The organism is Novosphingobium terrae, assembly GCF_017163935.1.
Taxonomy (GTDB): domain Bacteria; phylum Pseudomonadota; class Alphaproteobacteria; order Sphingomonadales; family Sphingomonadaceae; genus Novosphingobium; species Novosphingobium terrae.
Genome location: NZ_JABVZR010000001.1, coordinates 2,647,571 through 2,672,654, shown reverse-complemented (window position 1 = coordinate 2,672,654; position 25,084 = coordinate 2,647,571). Strand labels below are relative to the sequence as shown.

The window sequence follows — 25,084 nt, the reverse complement described above, 5'->3', positions numbered from 1 at the left end:
CCCATGCTTGAGTGTTGGCCTTTGCGCGCCTATCGCGGGTGCCATGATGACGCCGCCGCAGGCTCTGCCTGCCGCGCCGCGTCGAGATTTTCGGAGTTGACCTGCATGACCGACGCCTCTTGCGCCCCTGACGTCCTTGGCGCGACCACGCCGCGCAACGACTGGACCCGCGCGGAAATCGCGGCGCTTTTCGACCTGCCCTTTACCGAGCTGGTCTATCGCGCGGCGCAGATCCATCGCGAGAATCATCCGGCCAATGAGGTGCAGCTTTCCACGCTGCTCTCGATCAAGACCGGCGGCTGCGTGGAAGATTGCGGCTATTGCAGCCAGAGCGTGAAGGCCGACAGCGGCGTGAAACCCACCAAGCTGATGGAAGTGCAGTCGGTGCTGCAAGCCGCTGCCCGCGCCAAGGACAATGGCTCCAGCCGTTTCTGCATGGGCGCGGCCTGGCGCAATCCCAAGGACCGCGACATGCCCGCCATCATCGAGATGGTGAAGGGCGTGCGCGGCATGGGCCTTGAAACCTGCATGACGCTGGGCATGCTGACCGACCATCAGGCCGATATGCTGGCCGAGGCGGGTCTGGATTACTATAACCACAACATCGACACCTCGCCCGAGCGTTACAACGATGTGATCACCACGCGCACGATGGAGGACCGGCTCGATACGCTGGGTCAGGTCCGCCGTGCAGGCATCAACGTGTGCAGCGGCGGGATCGTGGGCATGGGCGAAACGCGTGAAGACCGCGTGGGCTTCGTCCACACGCTGGCCACGCTGCCCAGCCATCCGCAGAGCGTGCCGGTGAATGCTCTGGTGCCGGTGAAGGGCACGGTGCTGGGCGATATGCTGGCCGATACGCCTCTGGCCAAGATCGACGATGTGGAGTTTGTGCGCACGGTGGCGGTGGCGCGGATCACCATGCCGCTTTCGATGGTGCGCCTGAGCGCGGGCCGCGAGAGCATGAGCGAGATGACTCAGGCGATGTGCTTCATGGCGGGCGCCAACAGCATCTTCACCGGCGACACGCTGCTGACGGCCCCGAATGCGGGCGATGACAAGGATGGTGCGATGTTCGCCCGCCTTGGCATCAAGCCGATGGCGATCACGCAGACTCAGGCCGATCTGGACGCCGAGCGGATGCCGCGCGGCTGCGCCAAGCTGGAAGCGGCTGAGTAAGCTTTGTTCTTCGCGCCGTCGGCACAGCCGACGGCGCAATCAATGCTACTGACGCTGCGCCTTGGACGCCAAGCTGAACATCAAGCGCCACGCAGACATTAAAGGGATTGCAAAGGGCGATGGCCCTTTGCCCGCCGGAGGCTAATCAGCCCTCCAACTGCTCCGCCAGAAACGCGGAAACCTCATCCAAAGTCACATCCTTGGTCAGGAAGGCCTGACCGATGCCGCGCATCAGCAGGAAGGCGAGGCGCCCGGCGTCGACCTTCTTGTCATGCAGCATATGGGCCGCCAGATGCGCGCCCGAGACATTGAGCCCCAGATCGCGCACCTCGGAGGGCAGGCCCATGGCGGCGATGTGGCGGGCGATGCGCTCGGCATCGGCGCTCTCCATCAGGCCGCGACGGGCGGAGAAGCGGGCAGCCAGCACCATGCCCAGCGCCACGCCCTCGCCATGGAGCAGGCGGTCGGAGAAGCCGGTCTCAGCCTCCAACGCGTGGCCGAAGGTGTGGCCCAGATTGAGCAAAGCGCGCAGGCCGGTGGTCTCGAATTCGTCCTGCGCGACAATGGCGGCCTTGGCGCGTACCGATTGCGCCACGGCATATTCGCGCGCAGCCAGATCGCCGGTGAGGATGGCGGGGGCGTTTTCCTCGCACCAATCGAAGAAGGCGGCGTCACCCAGCAGGCCGTATTTCACGACTTCGGCGTAACCGGCGCGCAATTCGCGCAGGGGCAGGGTGTTCAGCGCATCCAGATCGGCGAGCACAAGGCTGGGCTGGTGGAAGGCGCCGACAAGGTTCTTGCCCGCAGGCGCGTTGATCGCCGTCTTGCCGCCCACGCTCGAATCGACTTGAGCCAGCAGGGTGGTGGGAATCTGCACGAAATGGCAGCCGCGCTTCAGGATCGATGCCGCAAAGCCGGTCAGATCACCGATCACGCCGCCGCCCAGCGCAATGATATGGTCGCCGCGCTCGACCTCAAGTTCCAGCAGCCAGTTGACCACGGCGATCAGATTGTCCCAGCTCTTGGTGCTCTCACCAGCGGGCAGGATGCGCCATGCCGCCTGCTTGCCAGCGCCCGCCAGAGAGGCCTCAACCGCCGCGCCCCATGCCGTATGCACATTGGCATCGGTGACGATCGGCACGACAGGCTTGCGCAGCCGCGCGCCGCATTGCCCGGCCACATCGGCCAGCAGACCTTGCCCCACGCGCACCTCATAGGGGCGGCCAGCGATATCGACAGGGATGGTTTGCATGGGAGGTTCAGCTTTCGGCAGGAGGCGAGGTGGGCGCGTCGAGCCACTGGTCGATCGCCGCCAGCACGCGGGTTAGCGTGCGGGCATGGGGCATGTTGCCGCTCACCACATGGATCGGGGCCTGGGCGTAGAAGGGCTCGCGCTCGGATTTGAGGCGGCCCAGAATGTCGCGCGGGTTGCCGCCGCGCAGCAGCGGGCGGTTGTCCTTGCGGGCGGTGCGCTCGACCAGCGTGTCGAGTTCGGCGTCCAGCCAGACCGCGATGCCGCGGCGCAGGATCAGCGCGCGGGTGGCATCGTTGACGAAAGCGCCGCCGCCCGTGGCGATGATCTTCAAACGCGGTTCGTCAGGCGCGCCTTCACCCATCAGGCGGGCGATCACCCGGCGCTCGCCATCGCGGAAGAAGCTTTCGCCATAGGTGGCGAAGATTTCCGGGATGGTCATCTGGGCCGAGGTCTCGATGGCATCGTCGGCATCCACGAAAGGCGCGCCCAGCTGGCTGGCCAGCTTGCGGCCAAGGCTGCTCTTGCCCACGCCCATCATGCCCACCAGCACCACCGGACGGTCGATGCGCGCCAGAATCGAGGCGATGCGCCCCGCATCAGCCGATTCGGGCGCATGCGGGCGCGCGGGTTCGTCCACGGCTTTACCCTGCGTTTTGTGCGGCCCGTCGCCGCCGTGAAGCCCGTTGCTCATCGTCATTGCAGGCCTGCCTATACTTTTGCTAACCGGCGGCGCAAGCGTGGGTATTGTATCCCCGCCTAAAGGCAGGCTAGGTGGTCGGGTGCAGTCAAGGCGCCCGATGCCGGGCCACCGGCTTTCGGAGTTCGCGGTGACGATAACCATTCGCAGGGAAAAGCATCGTCCGCGGTTGCAGCGGGCGTGGGTCCCGATGGCCTTGCTGGCGCTGGTTCTGGCTGTGGTGATCGCGCTGCTGGTGACGGCCTGGCGTCTGGGCGGGCCGGTGCCGGTGAAGCCGGTTGCCGTGTCCTTGCCCTCGACAACAGTGGGCAGCACGGCGCCCGCAGCACAAAGCGTTGCGTCGTCCGGCGGGATCGGCGGATGAGCCTGATGCGCGGACGTTTGATGGTTGGCACGCTGGTTTCCGTCAGCGTGCTGGGACTGGGCGCCATGGCCGGAGCGCCGCTGCTGGCGCAGCAAGGCCCCGAATCGCTGCTGCCGCCCGGCTTTGATCGCCCGGCACGACAGGCGCGCCCGTCTCCCACGCCGCCGCGCCCCGCTGCTTCCTCTACGCCGCGCCCTGTGGCCAGCACGCGCCCGGTGGCTGCCACGCCGTCGCCCGCGCCGACCCGCGCCGCGCCTGCGCCGCGCATCGATCTGCCCGAGAACGAGCCGACCATCACCGCTCAGCCGCTGTTTGCCGCGCCCACCGCGCCGGTGGCGGCAGGGCCGGTCAAGCTGCCCACGGGCGTCACCAGCTATGCGCAGCTGATGGCGCTGCCGCCAGACAAGCTGGACCAGCTGCTGGGCCTGCGCCCGCGTTACGACATTCCGCCCGGTTCGGCCCGCGCGCTGCGACAGGTCGGCGTGATCGACCAGAGCGAGGGCGGTCTGGGCTCCACGCTCGCCAGCCAGAATTACGATCTGCTGCGCGCCGCTCTCACGGGCAATGGCGGGCAGATGGTCTCGCGCTGGGGGCATATTCTGCTGCGCCGCGCGCTGGTGAGCCGCCTCGATCCGCCCGGTGGTGGCGATCCGGCCGATTTCGTGGCGATGCGTGTCGCCCTGCTGCTGCGCATGGGCGAGGGCGATTTGGCCCGCGCCGTGGCGCAGGATGTCGATCCCGACAATTACAATCCGGCGCTGACTGCGGCCGCGCTCGACAGCTATGTGGCGACCGAGGATTTCACCGGCTTCTGCCCGATCATGGGTGTGCAGCCCGCCTTCGCCAAGGACCCGCGCTGGAGCGCGATGCAGGGCATGTGTGATGCGTTCAGCGGCAATGCGGCGGGCGGTTTCGCCAATCTGGACCATATGATCTTTGTCGGCGCCATGCCGCGCATCGATATGCAGCTGGCGCTGAAATATGCCGGAGCTGCAGGGACGGCGGGGCGCAGCGGGCGCCGCAATGTCACCATCGAATGGGACAAGGTCGCCGAGATGACGCCCTGGCGTTACGCGCTGACTTTGGCCGTGGGGCTCACGCCGCCCGCCAAGCTGATGCAGGATCTGCCCGCGCAATATGATTATGTGACGGCCACCGCGCCGATGGTGGGGCTGGGGCCGCGTGCCGATGCCTCCGACCGGGCGGGGAGCGCGGGGATTCTGTCGTCTTCGGCGATGGTCGATCTCTACAGCCAGATTTACGCCAATGACGATGTGACCGGCAGCCCGTCGGAGCGTGCGCTGCTGCTGCGCGATGCCTATGTTGCGGGCACGCCGGCGGACCGGCTGAAGGCGATGAAGAGCCTGTGGGATGGCGCCGCCGATCCGGGCCGCCGCTATGCCCGTCAGGTGTTGACGGCCTATGCCGCCGCGCGCCTGCCGGTCAGTGGCGATTATGCCGGGGATGCGGGCGATCTGATCGCCTCCATGCTGGCAGCCGGGCTGGATGGCAATGCCATGCGCTGGTCGGGCGTGGTGCCCAAGGGGAGCCTTGGCTGGGCCTTGCTGGCGCTGGCCGATGGGCGCGGCGGCGAAGCCGATACCGGCGCTCTGAGCAGCTTTGCGGGCGCGGACAAGAGCGATTCCAGCCGCAAGACGGCCTTTCTGGTCGCGGGCCTGTCCGGCCTTGGTCGTGTCAGCGATTCGACGCGGCGTGACTATGCGGGCAAGCTTTCGGTCGATTTCGACGGCCACAGCCGCTGGAGCGAGGCCATCGATCAGGCTGCGGCGCTCAACAACCAGACGCTGGTGGTGATGCTGGCGGGCCTTGGCATGCAGGGCGACAGCTGGGGCCGGATGACGCCGCGCTACCTCTATCACATCGTCTCGGCGCTGAACCGCGTGGGATTGGGTGCCGAGGCCCGCATGATCGCCGCCGAGGCGGTGGCGAGAGCGTAACATTATCGCCTCCGCCATCGACGCCTTTATCGCCATGCTGGCCGCCGAAAGGGGGGCGGCGCTGAACACTCTGGCCGCCTATCGCCGCGATCTGGATGGCGCGCGCGAAATCCTGGGGCCTTTGGAAAGCGCCACGCCTGCCGCGCTGACCTCTCTTGGCGAGCATTGGGCCGAGCTGGCGCCGTCTTCGCTGGCGCGCAAGGCTTCGGCTTTGCGGCAGTTCTACGGATTCCTTGTCGATGAGGGGTTGCGTGACGACGATCCGTCCTCAGCCCTGCCGCGTCCTGTCACCCGCCGCCCTTTGCCGCGCCTGATGGGCCATGGCGATGTGGAGGCGATGTTTGCCACCGCCGAAAAGGAGGCGGAAGGTGACAGCCCTTCGGCCTTGCGCACGCTGGCGGCTTTGGAACTGCTTTATGGATCCGGTTTGCGCGCCACCGAACTGGTCAGCCTGCCATTGCGTTCCGTGCCGCGCGACGCGCCTCTGCTGACGCTAACCGGCAAGGGTGGGGTGCAGCGCATGGTGCCGGTCTCGACCCGCGCGCGCCATGTGCTGTCGCGCTGGCTGGCGGTGCGGGGGGCGAATCCCAAGGAGGCCGAATCGCGCTTCCTCTTCCCCTCGCGCGGGGAGAAGGGGCATCTGACGCGGATTCGCCTGTTCCAGCTGTTGCGCGATCTGGCGCTGCGGGCAGGGCTCGATCCTTCGCGGGTGTCGCCGCACGTGTTGCGCCATGCCTTTGCCACCCATTTGCTGGAAGGTGGGGCGGATTTGCGCGTGTTGCAGATGCTGCTGGGGCATGCGGATATTTCGACCACGCAGATCTACACGCATGTCGATGCGGCGCGGTTGGTGGCTTTGGTGAATGCGCGGCATCCGTTGGCGCAGAAGGTTTGAAAGTAGGAAATGCGAGGGGGTTACCCCCTCGCGCTCCCATGAACTCTCCCGACGATAGGGCATTGGCGCCCGATCCTTGTGCCCCGGCTTTCCACCTGCTCAACCTAAGGCGCCGCAGGCTTTCATCCTGCGAGAATGGCGCTGTGCGGGGGATTTTGCCTGCGGCGCTGCGATCTTCCCCAAGGCAGAACCCGGGGCGCCACGCTGACAAAACCCGGGAGCGCGAGGGTGTAACACCCTCGCATCTACCTTTTCTTCCTTACGGCTCAATCTTCACAAACCCTTGCCCATCGCCGCTTGCACGACTAGGGCCTTGACCCCATGATTTCCTATCTCGAATTTGAAAAGCCGGTCGCCGCTCTCGAATCGCGCATTGCCGAGCTGCGCACCACCGCCGCCGAGGGCGATCTCGACATTTCTGCCGAGGTCACGCGGCTGGAGCGCAAGAGTGCCGATCTGCTCGCCAGCACCTATCGTGCGCTGACGCCCTGGCAGAAGACGCAGGTGGCGCGCCATCCGATGCGTCCGCATTTCGTCGATTACGTGCGGATGATCTTCACCGATTTCGTGCCGCTGGGCGGTGACCGCACCTTTGGTGAGGATCATGCGATCATCGGCGGTTTCGCCACGGTGCAGGGCCGCAAGGTGATGCTGATCGGTCATGAGAATGGCCATGACACCGCCACGCGCATCAAGCACAATTTCGGCATGGGCAAGCCGGAGGGCTACCGCAAGGCCACGCGCCTGATGGAGCTGGCCGGGCGTTTCGGCCTGCCGGTGGTGACGCTGGTGGACACCAAGGGCGCTTTCCCCGGCGTGGAAGCCGAGGAGCGCGGTCAGGCCGAGGCCATTGCGCGCGCGACGGAAGCCTGCCTTGCCCTGCCGGTGCCGATGGTGGCGGTGATCGTGGGTGAGGGCGGCTCAGGCGGTGCTGTGGCGCTGGCTAGCGCCTCGCGCGTGCTGATGCTGGAGCATGCGGTTTACTCGGTGATCAGCCCTGAGGGCTGCGCCTCGATCCTGTGGCGCACGCCGGAGAAGGCTGCGGATGCCGCCGAGGCGATGAAGGTGACGGCGCAGGATCTGCACGGCCTCAAGGTGATCGAGCGGATCGTGCAGGAGCCGGTGGGCGGTGCGCATCGCGATCCGGAGATGATGGCCAAGATGCTGTCCAACGCTCTGGTTGAGGAGCTCGACAAGCTGGGCCGCCTGAGCCCCGCCGAGATCATCGCCAAGCGCGAGGAGCGCTTTCTGGCCATCGGTCAGGACTGAGCGTTATTGCCTGAACGGAGAAGGGCGCTGCGGGCTTTCCGCGGCGCCTTTTTTCATGCGTAGCTTGCGCAGGCGGAGAGGTTGAACACTCCGTCAAGGCGCCGCTGCTCTTTCGTGGGGAGACGGAATGGGCGCGCGAGGGCCCGGAGCATGTCTCTTGAGGCATGCGACCAACCAAAGACTCCCCCTCGCATTCTTTTTTTGAATGCCTTGCGCGCATACGAAAAGGGGCGGCGGATTGCTCCGCCGCCCCCTTCTGTCTCGCTTGCGCGCTCGGCGATTAGGCCGAGGGAGCGGCAGCCGTCATGGCCGACGAGGTGGTGTTGAAGGTGGCCTTCAGCTGGTTGCCCAGGCTGCCCATCGCGGTGATGGCGGCAACGGCGATCAGAGCAGCGATCAGGCCGTATTCGATGGCGGTGGCGCCGGCTTCGTCGCGCAGCAGCTTGTTGATGAACTTCATGGTCAGTCTCCTGGTTTCGATCTCGCGCCGCCTGGCAATTTACCCGTCTCACCCGGCGGTGATGGCCTTTCTAGGCGGCAAGTCTTAAGAAACCGTCAGCGAGGCACGCGTTTTCCGGCGATTTTCGCTTTTCCAATCCTGTCTGCGGACCTGCGGAAAACTACCGATATTTAACCATCTTTGCCGGCCCTTGCGGGGCAGGATAGTGCCAAGGGCTGGTGCATCTAATTGGTTAACGCAGGTAAAGGCTGTGGGCCTGATCGGCTTGTGCCCGGATCGGGCGCAGCTTGCCATCCTGACTCAGTGATGACGAAACTGCTTTGTTTTGGCATGGCGCGCTTAAGAAAGCTTTGAGGAGGACTTTATGGCGCTGATCCCGGTGGTGGCCGCCGCGCTGATCGACGCGCAAGGGCAGGTGCTGCTGCATCGCCGGGCGCCGGGCAAGCATCATGCGCTGCTTTGGGAATACCCCGGCGGCAAGGTGGAGCCAGGCGAAAGCGCCGAGCAGGCTGTTCTGCGCGAAATTTCAGAAGAGCTGGGGGTGGCGCTTGATCCCGTGGGGCTGGAGCCTGTCAGCTTTGCGCAGGGGGCGGGGCAGCCGCATCTGATTCTGCTTTATGCCTGTCGTCTCTGGCAGGGGCAGCCGAGCGCTCTGGAATGGCCGGTGGATGCCGAGGGTGAGGGGTTGGGCTGGTTCACGCCTGATCAGGCTGCTGACATGGCCCTGCGTGGCGCCATGCCGCCGCTCGATGTGGTGCTGACACGGGCTCTGCTGCATTGGTTGCGATGAGCGTGCGGATTTTTGTCCACAGGCGAAAATACGAAAAATGAAATTGATGCTTGCCAAGATCCCGATCCCCACCTAGAGGCGCGTCTCCCAAGAGCAAGCACTCGTAGCTCAGCTGGATAGAGCATCAGACTACGAATCTGAGGGCCGGGCGTTCGAATCGCTCCGAGTGCACCACTCTCCTTCTTTGGAAGGGTTTGGAATTGCTAGGGAACTGATGGCGGTCCAACCGTTGTCATGAAGGTTATAGTGTGCACCCGTAGCTCAGCTGGATAGAGCATCAGACTACGAATCTGAGGGCCGGGCGTTCGAATCGCTCCGGGTGCACCACCTTCCCTCTTTCGCCACAGATGGCGCCTCCCCAATCGGAAATTCTCATGAATCGGGCCTTTTCAATTGGCTCGCGCGGCGCCACATGCACCTTCCGGGCATTTGAGGCCCGACCTGCCGGAGATACCCCATGAGCTGTGCCGACGATCATGACGACCTGCATCCCCAGTTGGGTGCCGATGGCAAGATCGCTGTGCCCGATGATGTGCAGGAAGCGATTCGCACGCTGATCCGCTGGTCGGGCGATGATCCGGCGCGCGAAGGCCTGCTCGATACGCCCAAGCGCGTGGCGCGCGCCTGGAAGGAATATTGCCGGGGTTACGCCGATGATCCCGCGATCCATCTGGCCCGCCAGTTCGAGGAAGTGGGCGGTTATGACGAGATCGTGCTGCTCAAGGACATCCCCTTCCAGAGCCATTGTGAGCACCATATGGCGCCGATCACCGGCAAGGCCTCGATCGCCTATCTGCCGACCGACCGCGTGGTGGGCATCTCCAAGCTGGCGCGCGTGCTGCATGGTTTCGCCCAGCGCCTGCAGATTCAGGAGCGCCTGACCGCCGAAGTCGCCCAATGCATCTGGGACAATCTGCGTCCTGAAGGCGTGGCCGTGGTGATCGAGGCGCAGCATGGCTGCATGACCGGTCGCGGTGTGCGCACGCCGGGCGTGGGTATGGTGACCAGCCGCATGATGGGCAGCTTCCTGACCGATCCGCGCAGCCGTAAGGAAGTGCTCAGCCTGATGGGCTATTGAGGGCTCTTCTGTCGGATTTCACCAAGTAGCTGTTTGAAAAAGCCATGCATTTTTGAACAGATGTTAACCCGTGAAGATTAGAGCCACCGCTGAAGGCTTAATGGTTCACGGAGTTGATATGAAGATTTGGGGCAAAGTGGCGGTTGGCGTCGGGGCAATGCTGGCCGTTACCACGGGGGTGACGTCTGCAGCCAGCGCGCAGGAAATCGACATCAATCCGCCCGAGCAGATCTACGCCGGGCCGACGCTCGGTTACGACACGCTTGTGCTGAGCGGGTTTGGCGATTCGAGCAGCACAGGCGGCCTGACCTATGGCGGCATGGTGGGCATCGATACGCCGGTGGGCAAGCGCGGGCGTGTCGGCCTTGAGGCTCAGGTCTCGGGATCGACCGCGGCCTGGACCATGGCGTCCAGCAGCACATCCGGCGGCGTGACCATTGTGGATGAGCTCAAGTTGGCGGCGGGCGTCGATTATTACATCGGCGGCAAGGCAGGCTGGATGGTGGCCCCCAAAACGCAGATTTTCGCGACGCTGGGTTATGCCAATTCGCGCTTCACCCTTTCGGGACGCCAGAACGGCATCAAGGTCTTTCAGGGCGGTGACAGCCTGAGCGGTTTCCGTGCGGGCGCGGGCGCCGAATATTTCCTGAGCCCGCATATGCGTGCGCGTCTGGAATATCGCTACACGCATTATGGCAAGGTCTCGGTCGATACGCTCGACACGGGCCTCAAGGGTGAGCGCCACCAAGTGGTCGGGGGCCTGCTTTACGGCTTCTGATCCACCGCTGGATCTCAAAGAAAAACCCCGCCGGGCATATCGCCCGGCGGGGTTTCGTGTTTCAGCCCAAGCCGAAAACCATCAGAGGTTTTCGAGAACGTGCTCGGCGCTCGACACCTTGAACTCGCCGGGGGCTTCGACAAAGACCTTGTCGACCACGCCATCCTTGACGATCAGCGCGAAACGCTGGCCGCGCTTGCCAAGGCCAGCGCCGGTCAGGTCCAGTTCCAGGCCCAGCGCCGCAGCGAAGTCGCCGCTGCCATCGGCCAGGAAGGTGATGTCGTCGCTGCCCTTGGCGGCGGCCCAGGCGCCCATCACGAAGGGATCGTTGACGGCGGTGCAGACGATCTCGTCCACGCCCTTGGCCTTCAGTTCGGCAGCCTTGCTCACGAAGCCCGGCAGATGCTGGGCCGAGCAGGTGGGGGTGAAAGCGCCCGGCACCGAGAAGAGGGCGACAGTCTTGCCCTTGAAATACTCACCGGTCTGCACGGGCTCGCGCTCGCTCTCGGTGGACTTTACCAGTTTCACGTCGGGCAGGGTCTGGCCGGCTTCGATGGTCATGGTCTTCTCCTTGGTGGACGGGCGGGGAGGCTCCGTCTTTTGCCCGGCACTTATAGGCGGGGCGCGGCAAGGAGCAAGCCGCCGCGAGACGACAGGTGAGGGCTGAGAGATACAGAACAAACCCGCGCGGGATTTGCCCCTAGGACTCTGCCGCGCGGCATTTAACCTTCCTTCTTCAGACCTCCGCAAGCCGCCGGTGAGATTTTATGCCCGGGATCACTGGAGACAGGCGGGGGAGGGGTCCCCCGCCACGGGGGTAACAATGAAGCGAGACAACAAGACACGCATTCGTGCAACCGCTCGTGCAATCGTTAGCACGGGGCTGGCCCTGGGGCTGGTCGCAAGCCTTGCCATGCCGCAAACGGCCACGGCCGGCACCATGAGCAAGGCTGAAAAGCTCCGCAGGCTGGACATTATGCTGATGGTCACGGGACTGCGCTGCCGCTCCGGCGCCGATGATTTTCAGGGCGACTTCGTGCTGTTCGAGGCGCGCCATATGCCTGAACTCAACCGTGCCGCTGTCGATCTGGAGGCCGAGGGCGTGGCCGCCGGCCTCAAGCATGACGAGCATATGGTCGATCGCCTCAGCACCGCCATGGCGAACAATTATGGTAACGGCCATCCCTGGCTGGGCTGCCACGAGCTTAAGGGTCTGACCCGCAATCTGGCCTCGGTCGATGGTGAGGAAGCGCTGATCGCGGCGGCAGAGGAAACGCTTTCGGGCGACGGGCATGTCACCTCGGTGGTGGCGGTGGCTGTGGCGGCGCCACAACCTCAATCCCAGTCGCAAAGCCCGGCGCCGGTGATGGTGGCGGCCAATGTGCCTGCTCCTGCGCCCGTGCCGGCCCAGCCTGCGTCTCCGCCGCCTGCGCCGGTCGTTGCGGCGCCTGCCGCGCCTGCTGGCCCGGTGGCGCTCGCCGTGGCTGATCCGGCGGCGCCTGTGCCCGCCGCAGCGGCCCCGGCGCCCGCCACGCCGACTGCCGTGGCCGCCAAGGCCGAAGCGCCCAAAGCGGCGGTCAGCGCCTTCAATGCGGATGTGACAACCATATAAAGCAATCTTTATATTTGCCTGGCGAGTGGCAAAGGGGTAAGGGCGGGTCATAGCATTATGGCCCGTCCGCTCTTGCCTTCCTGGCAAACGGCGGCGCGGCCCACAGCCGGAGACGACTCACGTGGCAACCATCGCCCCCGAGAAGGATTACGTTATCGCCGACATCGGCCTGGCCGACTTTGGCCGCGCCGAAATCGCCATTGCCGAAACCGAAATGCCCGGCCTGATGGCTCTGCGCGCCGAATTCGGCGCCAGCCAGCCCCTGAAGGGCGCGCGCATCACCGGCTCGCTGCACATGACGATCCAGACCGCCGTGCTGATCGAGACGCTGGTTGCTCTGGGCGCCGAAGTGCGCTGGGCCACCTGCAACATCTTCTCGACGCAGGATCACGCCGCCGCCGCCATCGCCGCCAGCAACATCCCGGTCTTCGCCATCAAGGGTGAATCGCTGGCCGAGTACTGGGACTATGTGGGCCGCATCTTCGACTGGGGTGACGACACCACCGCAAACCTCATCCTTGACGATGGCGGTGACGCCACCATGTTCGCCCTGTGGGGCGCCCGCGTCGAGGCTGGCGAAGAGCTGTTCGAGCCCAGCAATGCCGAGGAAATCGAGTTCGTCCGCGCGCTCAAGAACTTCCTGAAGGAAAAGCCGGGCTATCTGACCCGCTCGGTCGCCGCCATCAAGGGCGTCTCGGAAGAGACCACCACCGGCGTGCATCGCCTGTATCACCTCGCCAAGGACGGCAAGCTGCCGTTCCCCGCGATCAACGTGAACGACAGCGTCACCAAGTCGAAGTTTGACAACCTCTATGGCTGCAAGGAATCGCTGGTCGACGCCATCCGTCGCGCCACTGACGTGATGCTGGCCGGCAAGGTCGCTCTGGTCGCCGGTTTCGGTGACGTGGGCAAGGGTTCGGCTGCTTCGCTGCGCAACGGCGGCGCCCGCGTGCTGGTCACCGAAATCGACCCCATCTGCGCCCTGCAGGCCGCGATGGAAGGCTATGAAGTCGTCACCATGGAGCAGGCCGTGGGCCGCGCCGACATCTTCGTGACCTGCACCGGCAACGAGGACGTCATCACCGCCGATCACATGGCCGCGATGAAGCCGATGAGCATCGTCTGCAACATCGGCCACTTCGACAGCGAGATCCAGATCTCGGCCCTGTCGAACTATCAGTGGACCGAAGTGAAGCCCGGCACCGATCTGGTGACCTTCCCCGATGGCAAGCAGATCATCATTCTGGCCAAGGGCCGTCTGGTCAATCTGGGCTGCGCCACCGGCCACCCCAGCTTCGTGATGTCGGCAAGCTTCACCAACCAGACGCTGGCCCAGATCGAGCTGTGGACCAAGTCCGAGCAGTACAAGAACGACGTCTACGTTCTGCCCAAGCACCTCGACGAGAAGGTTGCCGCGCTGCATCTGGAAAAGCTGGGCGTTGCGCTGACCCAGCTGTCCAAGAAGCAGGCCGACTACATCGGCGTGCCGGTGGAAGGCCCCTTCAAGGCTGACCATTACCGCTACTGATCGGATGATCCGATCCGTTACGGCCAATGATCCGTTATGGAATGTGAAATGGGCGCCCCGGCAGCACGCCGGGGCGCCCTTTCTATTGCCATCGGCCCGCGCGCGCCCTAGCCAGACCTGATGCTGGTCACTCCCACGATCCTTGTTCTTCTGGGCCTGTTCCTCGCCGCCTGGACGCTGGCCGCCGCCGTGACCATCGCGCTGGGCGAAGCCCGCCGCCGCGAGACGAAGGTCGCGCTCGCCAACCTGCGCCGCATGACGCGGCTGGTGGACGAAAGCCCGGCGCAGATGCTGCTGGTCCATCCCGATGGGCAGATTCGCGGCTCCGAACGCCTCGCCGGATGGCTGGGGCTGGAGCCGATGCCCGCTTTCCTCTCGCAGCTTTCCACCCCGGATCGTGGCCTGCCGCCCGAACATCTGGCGATCCTGACCGAGGCGGTGCAGACCACCCAGCGCAGCTCGCGCGCCTTTGCCATGTCGGTCAGCGCGCGGGGTTCCAAGAAGGCGCTGGCGGTGCGCGGCAGTCTGGCCGATCCGCTGGTGGCGCCGACGGGTTCGGCGCAATTGTGGTTCTTCGATCATACGGCAACGGAACAGGCCGTGGCCCGCATGCGTGTGGAAACGGCGCAGGCCAAGGGCGATTTCGCGGCACTTTCTGGCCTGATCGAGGCTGCGCCCATGCCCATGTGGTTCCGTGGCCCCGATGGCGCGCTGCGGCTGGTCAACAGCGCCTATGTCCGCGCCGTGGCGGCGCAAAGCGCCCAGCAGGTGGTGGCTGAGGGCATCGAACTGGTCGAACGCATTGAGGGCCTGACCCCTGCCGATGTCGCCGCCCAGGCCGCCGCGCAGGGCTTGCCCGTCGAGCGCGTGGTCGCCTCCACCATCAACGGCCAGCGCCGTACACTGCGCGTCTCCGATCTGCCGCTGGGCGCGGAAGGCGTGGCCGGATACGCCATCGATATCGAGGATATGGAAGAGCTGAGCCGCAGCCTGCGCGCCTTCCGCGAGGCGCAGCGATCCTTGCTCGATCTGCTGTCCTCCGGCGTGGCGCAGTTCGATTCGGTGCGTCAGCTGGTCTTTGCCAACCAGCCGTTCCAGCGCCTGTTCGGTCTGCACAGCGCCGATATGCAGGGCGGCCTCGGCTTCGAGCGCTGGCTCGATGTCGCCCGCGACATGGGCCGCGTGCCCGAAGCGCGCGACTATCCCGCCTGGCGCCGCGACCATGTAGGCTGGTTCGCCCAGAATGCCGCTCAGGATGAGGCATGGCCGCTGTCCGACGGCACCCATCTGCGCATAGCCGCCCAGCCCATGCCCGATGGCGGGCTGCTGCTGATCGCGGAAGACCGCACCGAAACCCTGCGTATCTCGGCCATGCGCGACACGCTGCTGCGCACCCGCACCGCCACTTTCGACAGCCTTTTCGAGGCCGTCGCGGTCTTCGCGCCCGATGGCCGCATGCAGATCTGGAACCGCCGCTTCGCCGCCGCATGGGGGCTGGAGGGCGACTTCCTCGACGATCACCCGCATATTTCGGTGCTGCTTGACCATGTCGGCGCGATGCTGGCGCAGCCGGGGCAGGCGCGCGCTCTGGGCGATTGCGTGCGCGCCGCCACGCTGGAACGACGCGAGACGGGCGGGCGGGTCTCCCTGCTCGATGGCCGCACGCTGGAATTTGCCGGCATGCCGCTGCCCGATGGCAATGGCTTGCTGATCGCGCTGGACATCACCGATTCGCAAAAGGCCGAGGACGCGCTGCGCGAACGCAACGCCGCCCTGATCGAGGCGGATCACCTGAAGACCCGCTTCCTCGCCAATATGAGCTATGAATTCCGCACGCCGCTCACCTCCATCGGCGGCTTTGCCGAGATGCTGCAGATGGGCCTCGGCGGCGATCTCTCCGACAGCGGGCGTGAGTATGTTGAGGCGATCCTCACCTCGGTGACACGCCTCTCGGGCCAGATCGAGACCGTGCTGGACCTCTCGCAAAGCGAGGCGGGCATGCTGCCGCTGGCGCGCGAAAGCGTGGATATCCTGCCCTTCCTCACCGCTCTGGTGAAGGAGCGTGAGGCGCGCATCGAGGAGGGCCATATTGCACTGAACCTGCGCGGCAACAGCGGGGCGGGCCGCATTCCCGCCGATCCGCGCCGTTTGGGCCGGGCGCTGGGCCATCTGGTGGACAATGCCATCGCCGCGACTCACGGTAAGCCGGGCGGCGGCCAGATCCTGATCGATCTCGCCCGCCATCGCGTTTCGGGCCACGAAGTTCTGCGCATCGCCATCAGCGACGATGGCACCGGAATGGACGCCGCCAGCCTCGCCCGCGCACTAGGAGGCCTGCGCATGGGCCCGGACGGCACCGCCATCGAGCGTCGACAGGGCCTCGGCCTGCCATTGGCCCGCCAACTGATCGAAGCGCATGGCGGCACGCTGGAACTCACCAGCCAGCCCGGTAAGGGCACCACCGCTCTGGTCGATCTGCCGATGGAGGCCCAACAATGACCACCATCGACCTGCCCGATACCCAAGCCACCGAAGCTTTGGGCCAACGCATCGCCGCCCTGCTGGAGGTGGGCGATGTGGTGGCTCTTACCGGAGGCCTTGGTGCCGGGAAAACCACGCTGGCCCGCGCGATCCTCGCGGCTCTGGGCCATGAGGGTGAGGTGCCGTCGCCCACCTTCACCATCGTGGAAACCTATGATCCGCCCGCTACCCGCCTGCCGGTGGTCCATGCTGACTTCTACCGCCTCAACGATCCTGCCGAGGCCGAAGAGATCGGCCTCGACGATTATCGCTACAATGCCGCGCTGATCGCCGAATGGCCCGACCATGCCGGAGGCTTCGCGCATGAAGCCGCCTGCCTCTCGATCGATCTGGAGGTTGGGGATGGCACGCGCAGGGCCCTTGTTCGCCCCGGCACCGATTGGCTAAGGCGCTGGGCATGAGCACGATTCTGCCCGATGGTCTGGAACCCTTTATCGCCGCTGCCGGTTGGGGCGGCGCGCATGTCTCGCCTTTGCCGGGCGATGCCTCGTTCCGCCGCTATTTCCGCCTGACTCTGGCCGGGCAGCGCGCCATGCTGATGCATGCGCCGCCCCCGCATGAGGACCCGGCGCCCTTCCTCGCCGTGGCCCACTGGCTGGAAAACAACGGGTTGCGCGCCCCGCATATCCTTGCCGAGGACGCGCAAAAGGGCTGGGTGCTGCTGGAGGATTTCGGCGACCACCGCATGCGCGACTGGCTGGACATCCATCCCGGCGACGAAACCGCGATCTATCAGGCCGCGATGGGTCCGCTGGTGGCGCTGGGCCGCCTGCCTGCCGGGCCGTTTCCGCCCTATGATATGGCGGTCTATCTGCGCGAAGTGGGCCTGCTCACCGAATGGTATGCGCCTGCCGCCGGGCTGACTGTCGATGTGCCCGGATATGTCGCCGCATGGGAAGAGGTGCTTGAGCCCCTGATCGAACGGCAGGGTGAGGGCATAACCGTGCTGCGTGACTATCATGCCGAGAACATCATGCTGCTCGAAGGCGGGCTGACGGCGCAAGGCCTGCTCGATTTTCAGGACGCGCTGGCGGGCCACCCGGCCTATGATCTGGTCAGCCTGCTTCAGGATGCGCGCCGCGATGTCTCGCTGGAGACGGAAGCCGCCACGCTCGACCATTATCTGGCCCTCACCGGCCATGATCGCGAGCCCTTTCTGGCCGATTACGCCGTGCTGGGCGCCCAGCGCAATGCCAAGATCGTGGGCATTTTCGTGCGCCTGTGGCAGCGCGACGGCAAGCCGCGCTATCTCGGCATGATTCCGCGCATCTGGAACTGGCTTGAGCGTGACCTCAAGCATCCCGCGCTGGCCCCCGTGGCCGCATGGTTCGATGCCAACATTCCCGCAAACCTGCGCAACGCGGGCGGCGGGAGCCTCGGCGCATGAGCAAGCCGCTTCTCGCCCCCCCTCTTGCAAGCGACACTGCCATGGTGCTGGCCGCAGGCATCGGCAAGCGCATGCGCCCGCTGACCGCCACGCGCCCCAAGCCGATGGTCAAGGTGCTGGGCAAGCCGCTGATCGACCATACGCTCGATCGTCTGGCGGATGCCGGGATCGCCCGCGCCGTGGTCAACGCCCATTATCTGGCCGACCAACTGGAGGCCCATCTCTCGCACCGCAAGGCGCCGGTGGTGACCATGTCGGACGAGCGCGGCGCGCTGCTGGAAACCGGCGGCGGCATGGTGAAGGCGGCCAAGGCAGGCCTGCTGCCCGATCCGTTTTTTGCGCTCAACAGCGACAACATCTGGCTCGATGGGCCTCGCAACGTCTTTGTCGAACTCAGCAGCGTTTGGGATGCGGACAGGATGGATGCGCTCGTGCTGGTGGTGCGCCATCCGGTTGCCCATAATTATCAGGGCGTTGGCGATTTCCACCTCGATGCTTTGGGCCGCGTCAGCCGCCGCACCCATGGCCGCGTGGCGCCCTATATCTATTCGGGCATTCAGCTGGTCTCGCACCGCCTGCTGCGCGATGCGCCGGACGGCGGCTTTTCCACCAACATCCTGTGGAACCGCGCCATCGAGGAAGGGCGCCTCTTCGGCCATGTCCATACCGGCGAATGGATCGAGGTGGGCGAACCGGCCCATATCGCCCCGGCCGAGGCCCTGCTGACCCGCATGTGATGGCCGGGGTGAGAACACCAAGCCTCTGGACCATTCCCGCCCATCGCGGCTTTGCCGATGCTCTGGTGGCGGGGCTGTTGCCGCGTTACACCGGCGATCCGCTGGGGCTGGCCCGGCTGACGCTGCTGCTGCCCAGCCAGCGCGCGATCCGCTCGGTGACCGAAGCCTTTGTACGCGCGCTTGGCGAACAGGACGCCGTGGGCGGCCTGCTGCTGCCGCGCATGGTGGTGCTGGGCGACCTCGATCTGGACGAGGCCTTGGGCGCTTTGCTCGACCCGCTGGACGGCCCCGATGTGCCGCCCGCCGCCGAACCCACCACGCGTTGGTTGCGTCTTGCCGCGCTCATTCGCCAGATCGAGGGCGATGAAGCCCCCAAGGGAGCCGCCCTGCTGCGTCGCGCCTGGGAAGCCGGGCAGACGATGGACCGGCTGGCGGTGGAAGGCATTGCGCCCGAAACCTTGCTGTCCGATGAGATCGTCGCGCTGGTCGGCGAGCAGGCCGCGCATTGGCAGGACAGCACGCGCGGTTTCCTCAAGCTGATGGCCTATTGGCGCGCCGAGCTGGAAGCGCAGGGCCGCGTCGATCCGCCTACGCGGCGCAATCTGCTGTTTGCCCATGCCGCGCGGGCGTGGAAGGCGTCTCCGCCTCAAAATCCCATTCTGGCGGCGGGCGTGACCAGCGCCTCGCCTGCGCTGGCCGATCTGCTGCGGGTGGTGAGCGAACTGCCCGAAGGCGGCGTGGTGCTGCCCGATCTTGACCTCACGCTCGACGATGCAGTGTGGGAAGAACTGGGGCAGGCGGGCCACGCTGACGAACCCGGCGGCGCGCCTTTTGGGCGCTCGGACGCCGCCACCCATCCGCAATATCACCTCAAACTGCTGCTCAACCGCATGGGCGTGGCGCGCGGCGAGGTGCAGCTCTGGCCGCGTTCCGGCCCCGCTTCGGCGCCGGCCGAGCGGGCGCGGGCGATATCCAACCTGTTTCTGCCGCCTCAGGCTTCGGCGCGCTGGGTCGATCTGCCCGAGAAGCAGCGCCGCCTCGCCAATGTCCGCCTGATGGAAAGCGGCCACCCCGGCGAGGAAGCGCAAGCCATCGCCCTGCTGATGCGCGAGATGCTGGAAACTCCCGAAAAGCGCGTGGCTCTGGTGACGCCGGACCGCGCTCTGGCCGGGCGTGTGGTGGCGCATCTGGCGCGTTGGGGCATCGGCGCGGACGATTCGGGCGGTCAGCCGCTGTCGCAGACGCTGGCGGGCCGCTTCCTGCTGCTGCTGGCCGAGGTGGCGGGCGAGCAGGCGACGCCCGTGCCACTGATCGCACTGCTGGGCCATCCGCTGGTGAAGGCTGGCGAGACCCGCGCACGCTGGCTGGAAAGCGTGCGTGCTTTGGACCTGTTGCTGCGCGGGCCGCGCCCCGATGCCGGGCTGGAGCCCATCGCGGGCGTGATCGAGAAAAAGGCCTCACCCCGCCGCAAGCCGGGCCTCACCGCATGGTGGGGCGAGGCCGGGGCAATGCTCTCGCCCCTGATGGACGCCGCGCGCGAAGAGGCCTTGCCGCTCTCCACCCTGCTCGATGCGCTGGTCACCTGCGGCGAGGCCCTGTGCGGCCAAGGCCTGTGGGGTGAGGCGGATGGCCGCGCTCTGGCCTCCTTCGTGGAGGGCTTGCGGAATGCAAGCGATGGCGCCGATCTGCCGATCCCGCCGCGCGATTTGCCCGCCGTGCTGCGCGATGCGATGGACCGCATCTCCGTCCGCCCGGCATGGGGTGGCCATCCGCGCGTGGCGATCTACGGCCTGCTGGAAGCCCGCATGGGCCGCGCCGATCTGGTGATCTGTGGCGGGTTGACCGAGGGCGTCTGGCCCGGCTCGCCCAAGCCCGATCCGCTGCTGCCGCCTGCCGTGCTGCGCCAACTCGGCGTGCCCGGCGCCGATTTCCGCATCGGCCTTGCCGCGCATGACCTTGCCGCCTGCCTCGGCGCGCCTGAGGTGGTGCTGAGTTGGGCGCGTCGCGATGAGGGCGCTCCGGTGATCCCCAGTCGCTTTGTGCTGCGCGTGACCGCCATGCTGGGCGAAAAGCTGGCGAAGGATCACCGCGAGACGCGCATCCCCGCATGGGCCAGCGGGTTGGATGTGGGCCGCAAGGTGCCGCCGCATCCGCGCCCTCAGCCGATGCCCTCCAAGGACCAGCGGCGGGTGGATATTGCGGTGACGGCCTTGGATCGCCTGCGCGCCGATCCCTATCAGTTCTATGCGCAGGCCATCCTGGGGCTGCGCTCGATTGATGCGCTCGATGCCCAGCCCAGCCCGGCGTGGCGGGGCACGGCGGTGCATGACATTCTCGACGCATGGCACAAGGCGGGGGCGGTGCCCGGCACGCTGGCGGCCACGGCGGGCGTGGTGCTGGATTCGATGCAGGCTCATCCGCTGGAGCGCAGCCTGTGGCGCCCGCGTCTGGTCGCAGCGCTGGAATGGATCGACAGCGAGGTGTCGGCGCTGGTCAAGGAAGGCCGCCGCGTGATCGCCACCGAGATCAAGGGCGAGATGAAGGTCGACGGCATCCGCATCCACGGCCGCGCCGACCGCATCGACCGCAATCCTGATGGCAGCTTGGCGGTGGTGGATTACAAGACCGGTGCGCCGCCTTCGGGCAAGCAGGTGCAGGCCGGTTTCGCTCTGCAATTGGGGCTGATCGGCATGATCGCCGGGGATGGCGGTTTCGCAGGCGCGGTAGGCGAGGCCACGCGCTTCGAATATTGGTCGATGACGCGGCGGCGCAAGGGCGAGCCCGGCTTCGGCTGGCGCGACGAACCCATTCTGGAAAAGCCCAAGCGTAGTGGCCTTTTACGTGAAGAATTTCTGCCCAAGACTGAAGAGTTTTTGCGCCAAGCCATCGCCCGCTGGCTGCTGGGCAGCGAGCCTTTCACCGCAAGGCTGAACCCCGATATCGCGGGCTACAATGATTACGATCAGCTGATGCGTCTGGATGAATGGCTCGGCCTGCTGGGAGATGAGGAGCCGCAGCCATGAGCGAACCCACGATCCATCCGCTGTTCGGCAATCAGGCGCTGGCGGTCAATCCGGTCGAGACGGTGTGGCTTTCGGCCAGCGCGGGCACGGGCAAGACTCAGGTGTTGTCGGCGCGCGTGCTGCGGTTGCTGCTGGAGCCAGATGTGCGGCCAGAGCAGATACTCTGCCTCACCTTCACCAAGGCGGGTGCCACCGAAATGGCCGCGCGCATCAATGAAACGCTGGCCCGCTGGGTAAGGGCGGAACCGGCGCGGCTGGCGCTGGAATTGCAGGCCATCGGCGCGGATATCGGCCCGGACACGCAGGGCCGGGCGCGCACGCTTTTCGCCGCCGTGCTGGATTGCCCCGGCGGTGGGCTGCGCATCGATACGATCCATGCCTTTTCGCAGTGGCTGCTGGCGGCTTTCCCTCAGGAGGCGGGCCTCACCCCCGGCACGCGGCCCATGGAGGAGCAGGAGACGGTGCTGCTCAGCCGTCAGGTGCTGGCCGATCTGCTGCTCGATGCGGAGAATGGCGGGGATGAGGGGCTGTCCGTCGCCCTGTCCGATCTGTCGTTGCGGATGGGGGGGGATGCGGCGCTGCGCTGGCTGATGGATTGCGCCCGCGCGCGTGATCTGTGGATCGGGCCGGGGGCGTGGATGCCGCCGCTGGATCAGCGCGTGCGCCAGTTGCTGGGCCTGCCCGCAGATGCCGATGAGGCGCTGGTGGCGGCGCTTTGTGCCGATGATGCCTTCGATGTGCGATCCTTGCGCGCCGCGATGATCGCCAACCAGCAATGGAAGGGCAAGACCGGCGAAAGCAACGCCAACCGCATCGGCGACTGGCTGGCCGCAGACGAAGCGAGCCGCGCCGCGCGGATCGACGATCTGTGGGGCGTGTTCTTCACCCAGAAGGGCGAACCGCGCTCCTCCACCAGCCTTGAGAAGATCGACCCCGATTACCCCGCCCATGTGCTGCGCGTGGGCGAAGGCATCGCCAGGGTGCGCGAGGCGGCGGCTCTGGTGGCTCTGGCCGCATGGCTGACCCCGGCACTGACCCTGGGCCGCGCCTATGCTCTGGCCTGGGATGCGGCCAAGGCGCGCGAGGGCCTGATCGATTTCGATGACCAGATCCGCAGCGCCGCCGCTCTGCTGGCCCGCGCCGATATGGCCGACTGGATTCGCTACAAGATGGACCGCCGCTTCGACCATCTGTTGGTCGATGAGGCGCAGGATACCAATGCCGCGCAATGGCGCATCATCGATGCGCTGACCGAGGAGTTCTTCGCCGGGGAAGGCGCCAAGCCCGACAAGGCGCGCACGCTCTTCGTGGTGGGCGATTACAAGCAGGCGATCTTCGGCTTTCAGGGCACCAGCCCGGAAAACTTCGAGGAAGCCCGCGCCCGGGTGAAGCGCCGCATGCTGGGTTTGGCGGACAATGCCGAAGCCTTGCGCGATGGCCCCGAAGCCTCACGCCTCACCGAGTTGGGGCTGGAGCAATCCTTCCGCACCGCAAGCACTGTGCTGGATTTCGTCGACCGCGCGATCGAGCATGTCGGCCATGCCGCCTTTGGCCTGGCCAGCGCGCCGGAAAAGCACAAGGGGCAGGCGCGGCCCGGTCTGGTGACGCTGTGGCGCCCTGTCGGCCAGACCAGCGAGGATGAGGTCGAGGACGAAGGCGAGGAGGGCAATGAAGGATGGCTCTCCCGCCCCGAACGCGAGATGGCCGAGCGGATTGCCCGTCAGGTCAAGGAGTGGCTGGATTCGCCCGGCGGTTTTCCGCTGGTGAAGGGCAAGGAACCGCGCCGCGCCAATGCCGGAGACGTGATGGTGCTGGTGCGCAAGCGCGGCGCTTTGGCGGCGCTGATCGTGGCGCGGCTGCATGCGGCGGGCGTGCCGGTGGCGGGCGTGGACCGCTTGCGTCTGGGCGCGCCGCTGGCGGTGAAGGATCTGGTGGCGGCTTTGCGCTTTGCCGCCCAGCCGCTGGATGATCTCAATCTGGCCAATCTGCTGGTGTCGCCGCTGGTCGGCTGGTCGCAAGAGCAGTTGCTGGCCCATGGCTATCGCGAGAAGGGCGTCCATCTGTGGGACCATCTGCGCGCCGCCACCGATCCCGAGCCGCGCGCCGTGCTGGCGCAACTGGGCGAACTGTTGGGCAAGGCGGAAATCCGCCCGGTGCAGGCGGTGCTGCACTGGATGCTGGTCGGCCCGTGGCAGGGGCGCAAAAGGCTGGTCGCGCGGTTGGGTCATGAGGCCAATGACCCTATCGACGAGCTGATCAATGCGGCCCACGCCTATGCCGCCAGTTCCACGCCCAGCCTTGTGGGTTTCCTCAACTGGTTCGAGGCGGGCGATGGCGAGCTGAAGCGTGAGGCGGGCCGCGCCGATGGCCTTGTCCGCGTGATGACGGTGCATGGCTCGAAGGGCCTGCAGGCACCCATCGTGATTCTGGCCGATGCCACCGGCAATCCCGAGGCCGGGCGGGGTGGTGCCTTGTCTCTTACCGATCCGATGAGCCTGATCGGCGGTGATGAGCCACGCCGCGTGCCCATGCCGCCTCTATCGCGTGAGGAAAGGCTGGGCCGTCTGGCGCAAGCCGCCGAAGTCGCCGCCAAGGCCGAGGGTGAGGAGCATTGGCGCCTGCTCTACGTTGCCATGACCCGCGCCGAGGAAGCGCTGTTTATCGGCGGCGCGCTGGGCAAGCGTGACAAGGTGCCCGCGCCGGCCAGCTGGTATGCGCGCCTTGCCGAACTCTTGCCCGCCGAGACTTGGCAGGATGACACCATCTGGGGCGCCAGCGCCAGCCATGGAGGTATTCCGCCCAGCCCGGTGTGGCAGGCCGAAGCCATCAGCTTCGATATGGGCGAGGCGCTGCCCGGCTGGGCATCCCGCGCCGCGCCGGATGAGCCGACACCGCCGCGCCCGCTTGCGCCCTCCGCGCTGGGCGAGGAAGGGGCGGTCGATCCGCCGTTCCCGCCGGGCGCCGGGCGCGCTCAGGCTGCAAGGCGCGGTACGCTGATCCATGCTCTGCTGGAGCGTCTGCCCGATGTGGCGCCCGATGCCCGCGAGGATGTGGCAGCGCGCTGGCTGGAACGTCAGGCAGGCGATCTGGATGATCTGACGCGGGGCAATCTGGCCAAGGCCGCTCTGGCGGTGGTGAACGATCCGCGCTGGGCCGACCTTTTTGCGCAGGAGGCGCTGGCCGAAGTGCCCATCGCCGCGCTGATCCCCACCGCCGCCGGGCCTCAGGCCGTAGCGGGTGTGATCGACCGGCTGGTGATTACACCCGACGCTATCCGGCTGGTGGATTACAAGACCGCGCGGCGGCCTCCCATGGGATTGGAGGACGTGCCCGTCGCCTCGCTGCGCCAGATGGCGGCCTATGTCGCGGCGCTGGAAAGCAGCTTTCCCGGGCGCCGCGTGGAGGCCGCCTTGCTCTACACCGAAGCCGCGCGCCTGATCGCGATTCCCCCCGAGGTGATCGCCCAGCACAAAATTGCCTTGGGCCACAGGGAGCAAAGCTTCACCGCCTGAACGCTTGTCAAACCGGACCGG

The 25,084-nt window shown here is 66.3% G+C and carries 20 protein-coding genes and 2 tRNA genes; 18 read left to right on the top strand and 4 right to left on the bottom strand.

Annotation, left to right across the window (positions count from 1 at the left end; all coding sequences use genetic code 11):
* Nucleotides 1-105: 105 nt before the first annotated feature.
* Nucleotides 106-1,179, top strand: a complete 1,074-nt coding sequence (gene bioB / locus HGK27_RS11990) for a biotin synthase BioB (RefSeq protein WP_206240818.1) — start codon at nucleotides 106-108, stop codon at nucleotides 1,177-1,179.
* A 145-nt stretch (nucleotides 1,180-1,324) separates the two neighbouring features.
* Here the strand turns inward: bioB and aroB are convergent, their stop codons facing one another.
* On the bottom strand, nucleotides 1,325-2,431 hold the full coding sequence (gene aroB, locus HGK27_RS11985; protein WP_206240816.1) for a 3-dehydroquinate synthase: 1,107 nt from the start codon (nucleotides 2,429-2,431) through the stop codon (nucleotides 1,325-1,327).
* A gap of 7 nt (nucleotides 2,432-2,438) precedes the next feature.
* Nucleotides 2,439-3,131: a shikimate kinase gene (locus HGK27_RS11980; protein ID WP_241127069.1), complete on the bottom strand. Its 693-nt coding sequence runs from the start codon at nucleotides 3,129-3,131 to the stop codon at nucleotides 2,439-2,441.
* A gap of 190 nt (nucleotides 3,132-3,321) precedes the next feature.
* Between HGK27_RS11980 and HGK27_RS11975 the strand changes: the two genes are divergently transcribed.
* The 4 genes from HGK27_RS11975 to HGK27_RS11960 all read left to right on the top strand — a co-directional run bounded on the left by HGK27_RS11975 (nucleotide 3,322) and on the right by HGK27_RS11960 (nucleotide 7,617).
* Entirely contained in the window at nucleotides 3,322-3,495 is a 174-nt protein-coding gene (locus HGK27_RS11975) for a hypothetical protein (protein WP_206240815.1), read from the top strand.
* Between the two features lie 5 nt (nucleotides 3,496-3,500).
* Nucleotides 3,501-5,453: a hypothetical protein gene (locus tag HGK27_RS11970; RefSeq protein ID WP_241127067.1), complete on the top strand. Its 1,953-nt coding sequence runs from the start codon at nucleotides 3,501-3,503 to the stop codon at nucleotides 5,451-5,453.
* Nucleotide 5,454: 1 nt separating this feature from the next.
* Nucleotides 5,455-6,348, top strand: a complete 894-nt coding sequence (locus tag HGK27_RS11965; RefSeq protein ID WP_274617179.1) for a tyrosine recombinase — start codon at nucleotides 5,455-5,457, stop codon at nucleotides 6,346-6,348.
* 321 nt (nucleotides 6,349-6,669) lie between these two features.
* Nucleotides 6,670-7,617, top strand: a complete 948-nt coding sequence (locus HGK27_RS11960; RefSeq protein WP_206240814.1) for an acetyl-CoA carboxylase carboxyltransferase subunit alpha — start codon at nucleotides 6,670-6,672, stop codon at nucleotides 7,615-7,617.
* A 280-nt stretch (nucleotides 7,618-7,897) separates the two neighbouring features.
* On the opposite strand, the gene HGK27_RS11955 is transcribed toward HGK27_RS11960, so the two are convergent.
* Nucleotides 7,898-8,077, bottom strand: coding sequence for a Flp family type IVb pilin (locus tag HGK27_RS11955; RefSeq protein WP_206240813.1), 180 nt, complete (start codon nucleotides 8,075-8,077; stop codon nucleotides 7,898-7,900).
* 364 nt (nucleotides 8,078-8,441) lie between these two features.
* Here HGK27_RS11955 and HGK27_RS11950 point away from each other — a divergent pair, with 364 nt between their 5' ends.
* From HGK27_RS11950 to HGK27_RS11930, 5 genes are all read left to right on the top strand, one after another.
* A complete protein-coding gene (locus tag HGK27_RS11950; RefSeq protein ID WP_206240812.1) occupies nucleotides 8,442-8,867 on the top strand; it encodes an NUDIX domain-containing protein in 426 nt (141 codons plus the stop codon).
* Nucleotides 8,868-8,964: 97 nt separating this feature from the next.
* A tRNA-Arg gene (locus HGK27_RS11945) sits at nucleotides 8,965-9,041 on the top strand.
* Between the two features lie 76 nt (nucleotides 9,042-9,117).
* Nucleotides 9,118-9,194 (top strand) — tRNA-Arg (locus tag HGK27_RS11940).
* A gap of 130 nt (nucleotides 9,195-9,324) precedes the next feature.
* The gene (gene folE / locus HGK27_RS11935; protein WP_206240811.1) at nucleotides 9,325-9,945 is read left to right on the top strand and encodes a GTP cyclohydrolase I FolE; all 621 of its coding nucleotides are present in this window, start codon (nucleotides 9,325-9,327) and stop codon (nucleotides 9,943-9,945) included.
* A gap of 118 nt (nucleotides 9,946-10,063) precedes the next feature.
* On the top strand, nucleotides 10,064-10,723 hold the full coding sequence (locus HGK27_RS11930; RefSeq protein ID WP_206240810.1) for an outer membrane protein: 660 nt from the start codon (nucleotides 10,064-10,066) through the stop codon (nucleotides 10,721-10,723).
* Nucleotides 10,724-10,804: 81 nt separating this feature from the next.
* On the opposite strand, the gene HGK27_RS11925 is transcribed toward HGK27_RS11930, so the two are convergent.
* On the bottom strand, nucleotides 10,805-11,284 hold the full coding sequence (locus tag HGK27_RS11925) for a peroxiredoxin (RefSeq protein WP_206240808.1): 480 nt from the start codon (nucleotides 11,282-11,284) through the stop codon (nucleotides 10,805-10,807).
* A gap of 379 nt (nucleotides 11,285-11,663) precedes the next feature.
* On the opposite strand from HGK27_RS11925, the gene HGK27_RS11920 reads away from it, so the two are divergent.
* The 8 genes from HGK27_RS11920 (at nucleotide 11,664) to addA (ending at nucleotide 25,063) form a co-directional block, all read left to right on the top strand.
* Entirely contained in the window at nucleotides 11,664-12,335 is a 672-nt protein-coding gene (locus HGK27_RS11920) for a hypothetical protein (protein ID WP_206240807.1), read from the top strand.
* A 130-nt stretch (nucleotides 12,336-12,465) separates the two neighbouring features.
* On the top strand, nucleotides 12,466-13,863 hold the full coding sequence (gene ahcY, locus HGK27_RS11915; protein ID WP_206243085.1) for an adenosylhomocysteinase: 1,398 nt from the start codon (nucleotides 12,466-12,468) through the stop codon (nucleotides 13,861-13,863).
* 120 nt (nucleotides 13,864-13,983) lie between these two features.
* Nucleotides 13,984-16,362, top strand: coding sequence for a PAS domain-containing sensor histidine kinase (locus HGK27_RS11910; protein ID WP_206240805.1), 2,379 nt, complete (start codon nucleotides 13,984-13,986; stop codon nucleotides 16,360-16,362).
* On the top strand, nucleotides 16,359-16,805 hold the full coding sequence (gene tsaE, locus HGK27_RS11905; protein WP_206240803.1) for a tRNA (adenosine(37)-N6)-threonylcarbamoyltransferase complex ATPase subunit type 1 TsaE: 447 nt from the start codon (nucleotides 16,359-16,361) through the stop codon (nucleotides 16,803-16,805). The genes HGK27_RS11910 and tsaE overlap by 4 nt, the downstream gene beginning before the upstream one ends.
* Nucleotides 16,802-17,791, top strand: coding sequence for an aminoglycoside phosphotransferase family protein (locus HGK27_RS11900; RefSeq protein WP_206240801.1), 990 nt, complete (start codon nucleotides 16,802-16,804; stop codon nucleotides 17,789-17,791). The genes tsaE and HGK27_RS11900 overlap by 4 nt, the downstream gene beginning before the upstream one ends.
* A complete protein-coding gene (locus tag HGK27_RS11895; RefSeq protein ID WP_206240799.1) occupies nucleotides 17,788-18,528 on the top strand; it encodes a nucleotidyltransferase family protein in 741 nt (246 codons plus the stop codon). The genes HGK27_RS11900 and HGK27_RS11895 overlap by 4 nt, the downstream gene beginning before the upstream one ends.
* On the top strand, nucleotides 18,528-21,551 hold the full coding sequence (gene addB, locus HGK27_RS11890; protein ID WP_206240797.1) for a double-strand break repair protein AddB: 3,024 nt from the start codon (nucleotides 18,528-18,530) through the stop codon (nucleotides 21,549-21,551). The genes HGK27_RS11895 and addB overlap by 1 nt, the downstream gene beginning before the upstream one ends.
* Entirely contained in the window at nucleotides 21,548-25,063 is a 3,516-nt protein-coding gene (gene addA, locus HGK27_RS11885) for a double-strand break repair helicase AddA (RefSeq protein WP_206240795.1), read from the top strand. The genes addB and addA overlap by 4 nt, the downstream gene beginning before the upstream one ends.
* Nucleotides 25,064-25,084: the final 21 nt, after the last annotated feature.

Bases quoted from the DNA above. Each gene is read 5' to 3' on its own strand.
- HGK27_RS11980 (WP_241127069.1), bottom strand. From the start codon at position 3,131: ATGACGATGAGCAACGGGCTTCACGGCGGCGACGGGCCGCACAAAACG.
- HGK27_RS11950 (WP_206240812.1), top strand. From the start codon at position 8,442: ATGGCGCTGATCCCGGTGGTGGCCGCCGCGCTGATCGACGCGCAAGGG.
- HGK27_RS11955 (WP_206240813.1), bottom strand. From the start codon at position 8,077: ATGAAGTTCATCAACAAGCTGCTGCGCGACGAAGCCGGCGCCACCGCC.
- addA (WP_206240795.1), top strand. From the start codon at position 21,548: ATGAGCGAACCCACGATCCATCCGCTGTTCGGCAATCAGGCGCTGGCG.
- HGK27_RS11895 (WP_206240799.1), top strand. From the start codon at position 17,788: ATGAGCAAGCCGCTTCTCGCCCCCCCTCTTGCAAGCGACACTGCCATG.
- HGK27_RS11960 (WP_206240814.1), top strand. From the start codon at position 6,670: ATGATTTCCTATCTCGAATTTGAAAAGCCGGTCGCCGCTCTCGAATCG.
- HGK27_RS11910 (WP_206240805.1), top strand. From the start codon at position 13,984: ATGCTGGTCACTCCCACGATCCTTGTTCTTCTGGGCCTGTTCCTCGCC.
- HGK27_RS11920 (WP_206240807.1), top strand. From the start codon at position 11,664: ATGAGCAAGGCTGAAAAGCTCCGCAGGCTGGACATTATGCTGATGGTC.
- aroB (WP_206240816.1), bottom strand. From the start codon at position 2,431: ATGCAAACCATCCCTGTCGATATCGCTGGCCGCCCCTATGAGGTGCGC.
- folE (WP_206240811.1), top strand. From the start codon at position 9,325: ATGAGCTGTGCCGACGATCATGACGACCTGCATCCCCAGTTGGGTGCC.
- addB (WP_206240797.1), top strand. From the start codon at position 18,528: ATGGCCGGGGTGAGAACACCAAGCCTCTGGACCATTCCCGCCCATCGC.
- bioB (WP_206240818.1), top strand. From the start codon at position 106: ATGACCGACGCCTCTTGCGCCCCTGACGTCCTTGGCGCGACCACGCCG.
- HGK27_RS11925 (WP_206240808.1), bottom strand. From the start codon at position 11,284: ATGACCATCGAAGCCGGCCAGACCCTGCCCGACGTGAAACTGGTAAAG.
- HGK27_RS11975 (WP_206240815.1), top strand. From the start codon at position 3,322: ATGGCCTTGCTGGCGCTGGTTCTGGCTGTGGTGATCGCGCTGCTGGTG.
- HGK27_RS11930 (WP_206240810.1), top strand. From the start codon at position 10,064: ATGAAGATTTGGGGCAAAGTGGCGGTTGGCGTCGGGGCAATGCTGGCC.
- HGK27_RS11970 (WP_241127067.1), top strand. From the start codon at position 3,501: ATGCGCGGACGTTTGATGGTTGGCACGCTGGTTTCCGTCAGCGTGCTG.
- HGK27_RS11900 (WP_206240801.1), top strand. From the start codon at position 16,802: ATGAGCACGATTCTGCCCGATGGTCTGGAACCCTTTATCGCCGCTGCC.
- tsaE (WP_206240803.1), top strand. From the start codon at position 16,359: ATGACCACCATCGACCTGCCCGATACCCAAGCCACCGAAGCTTTGGGC.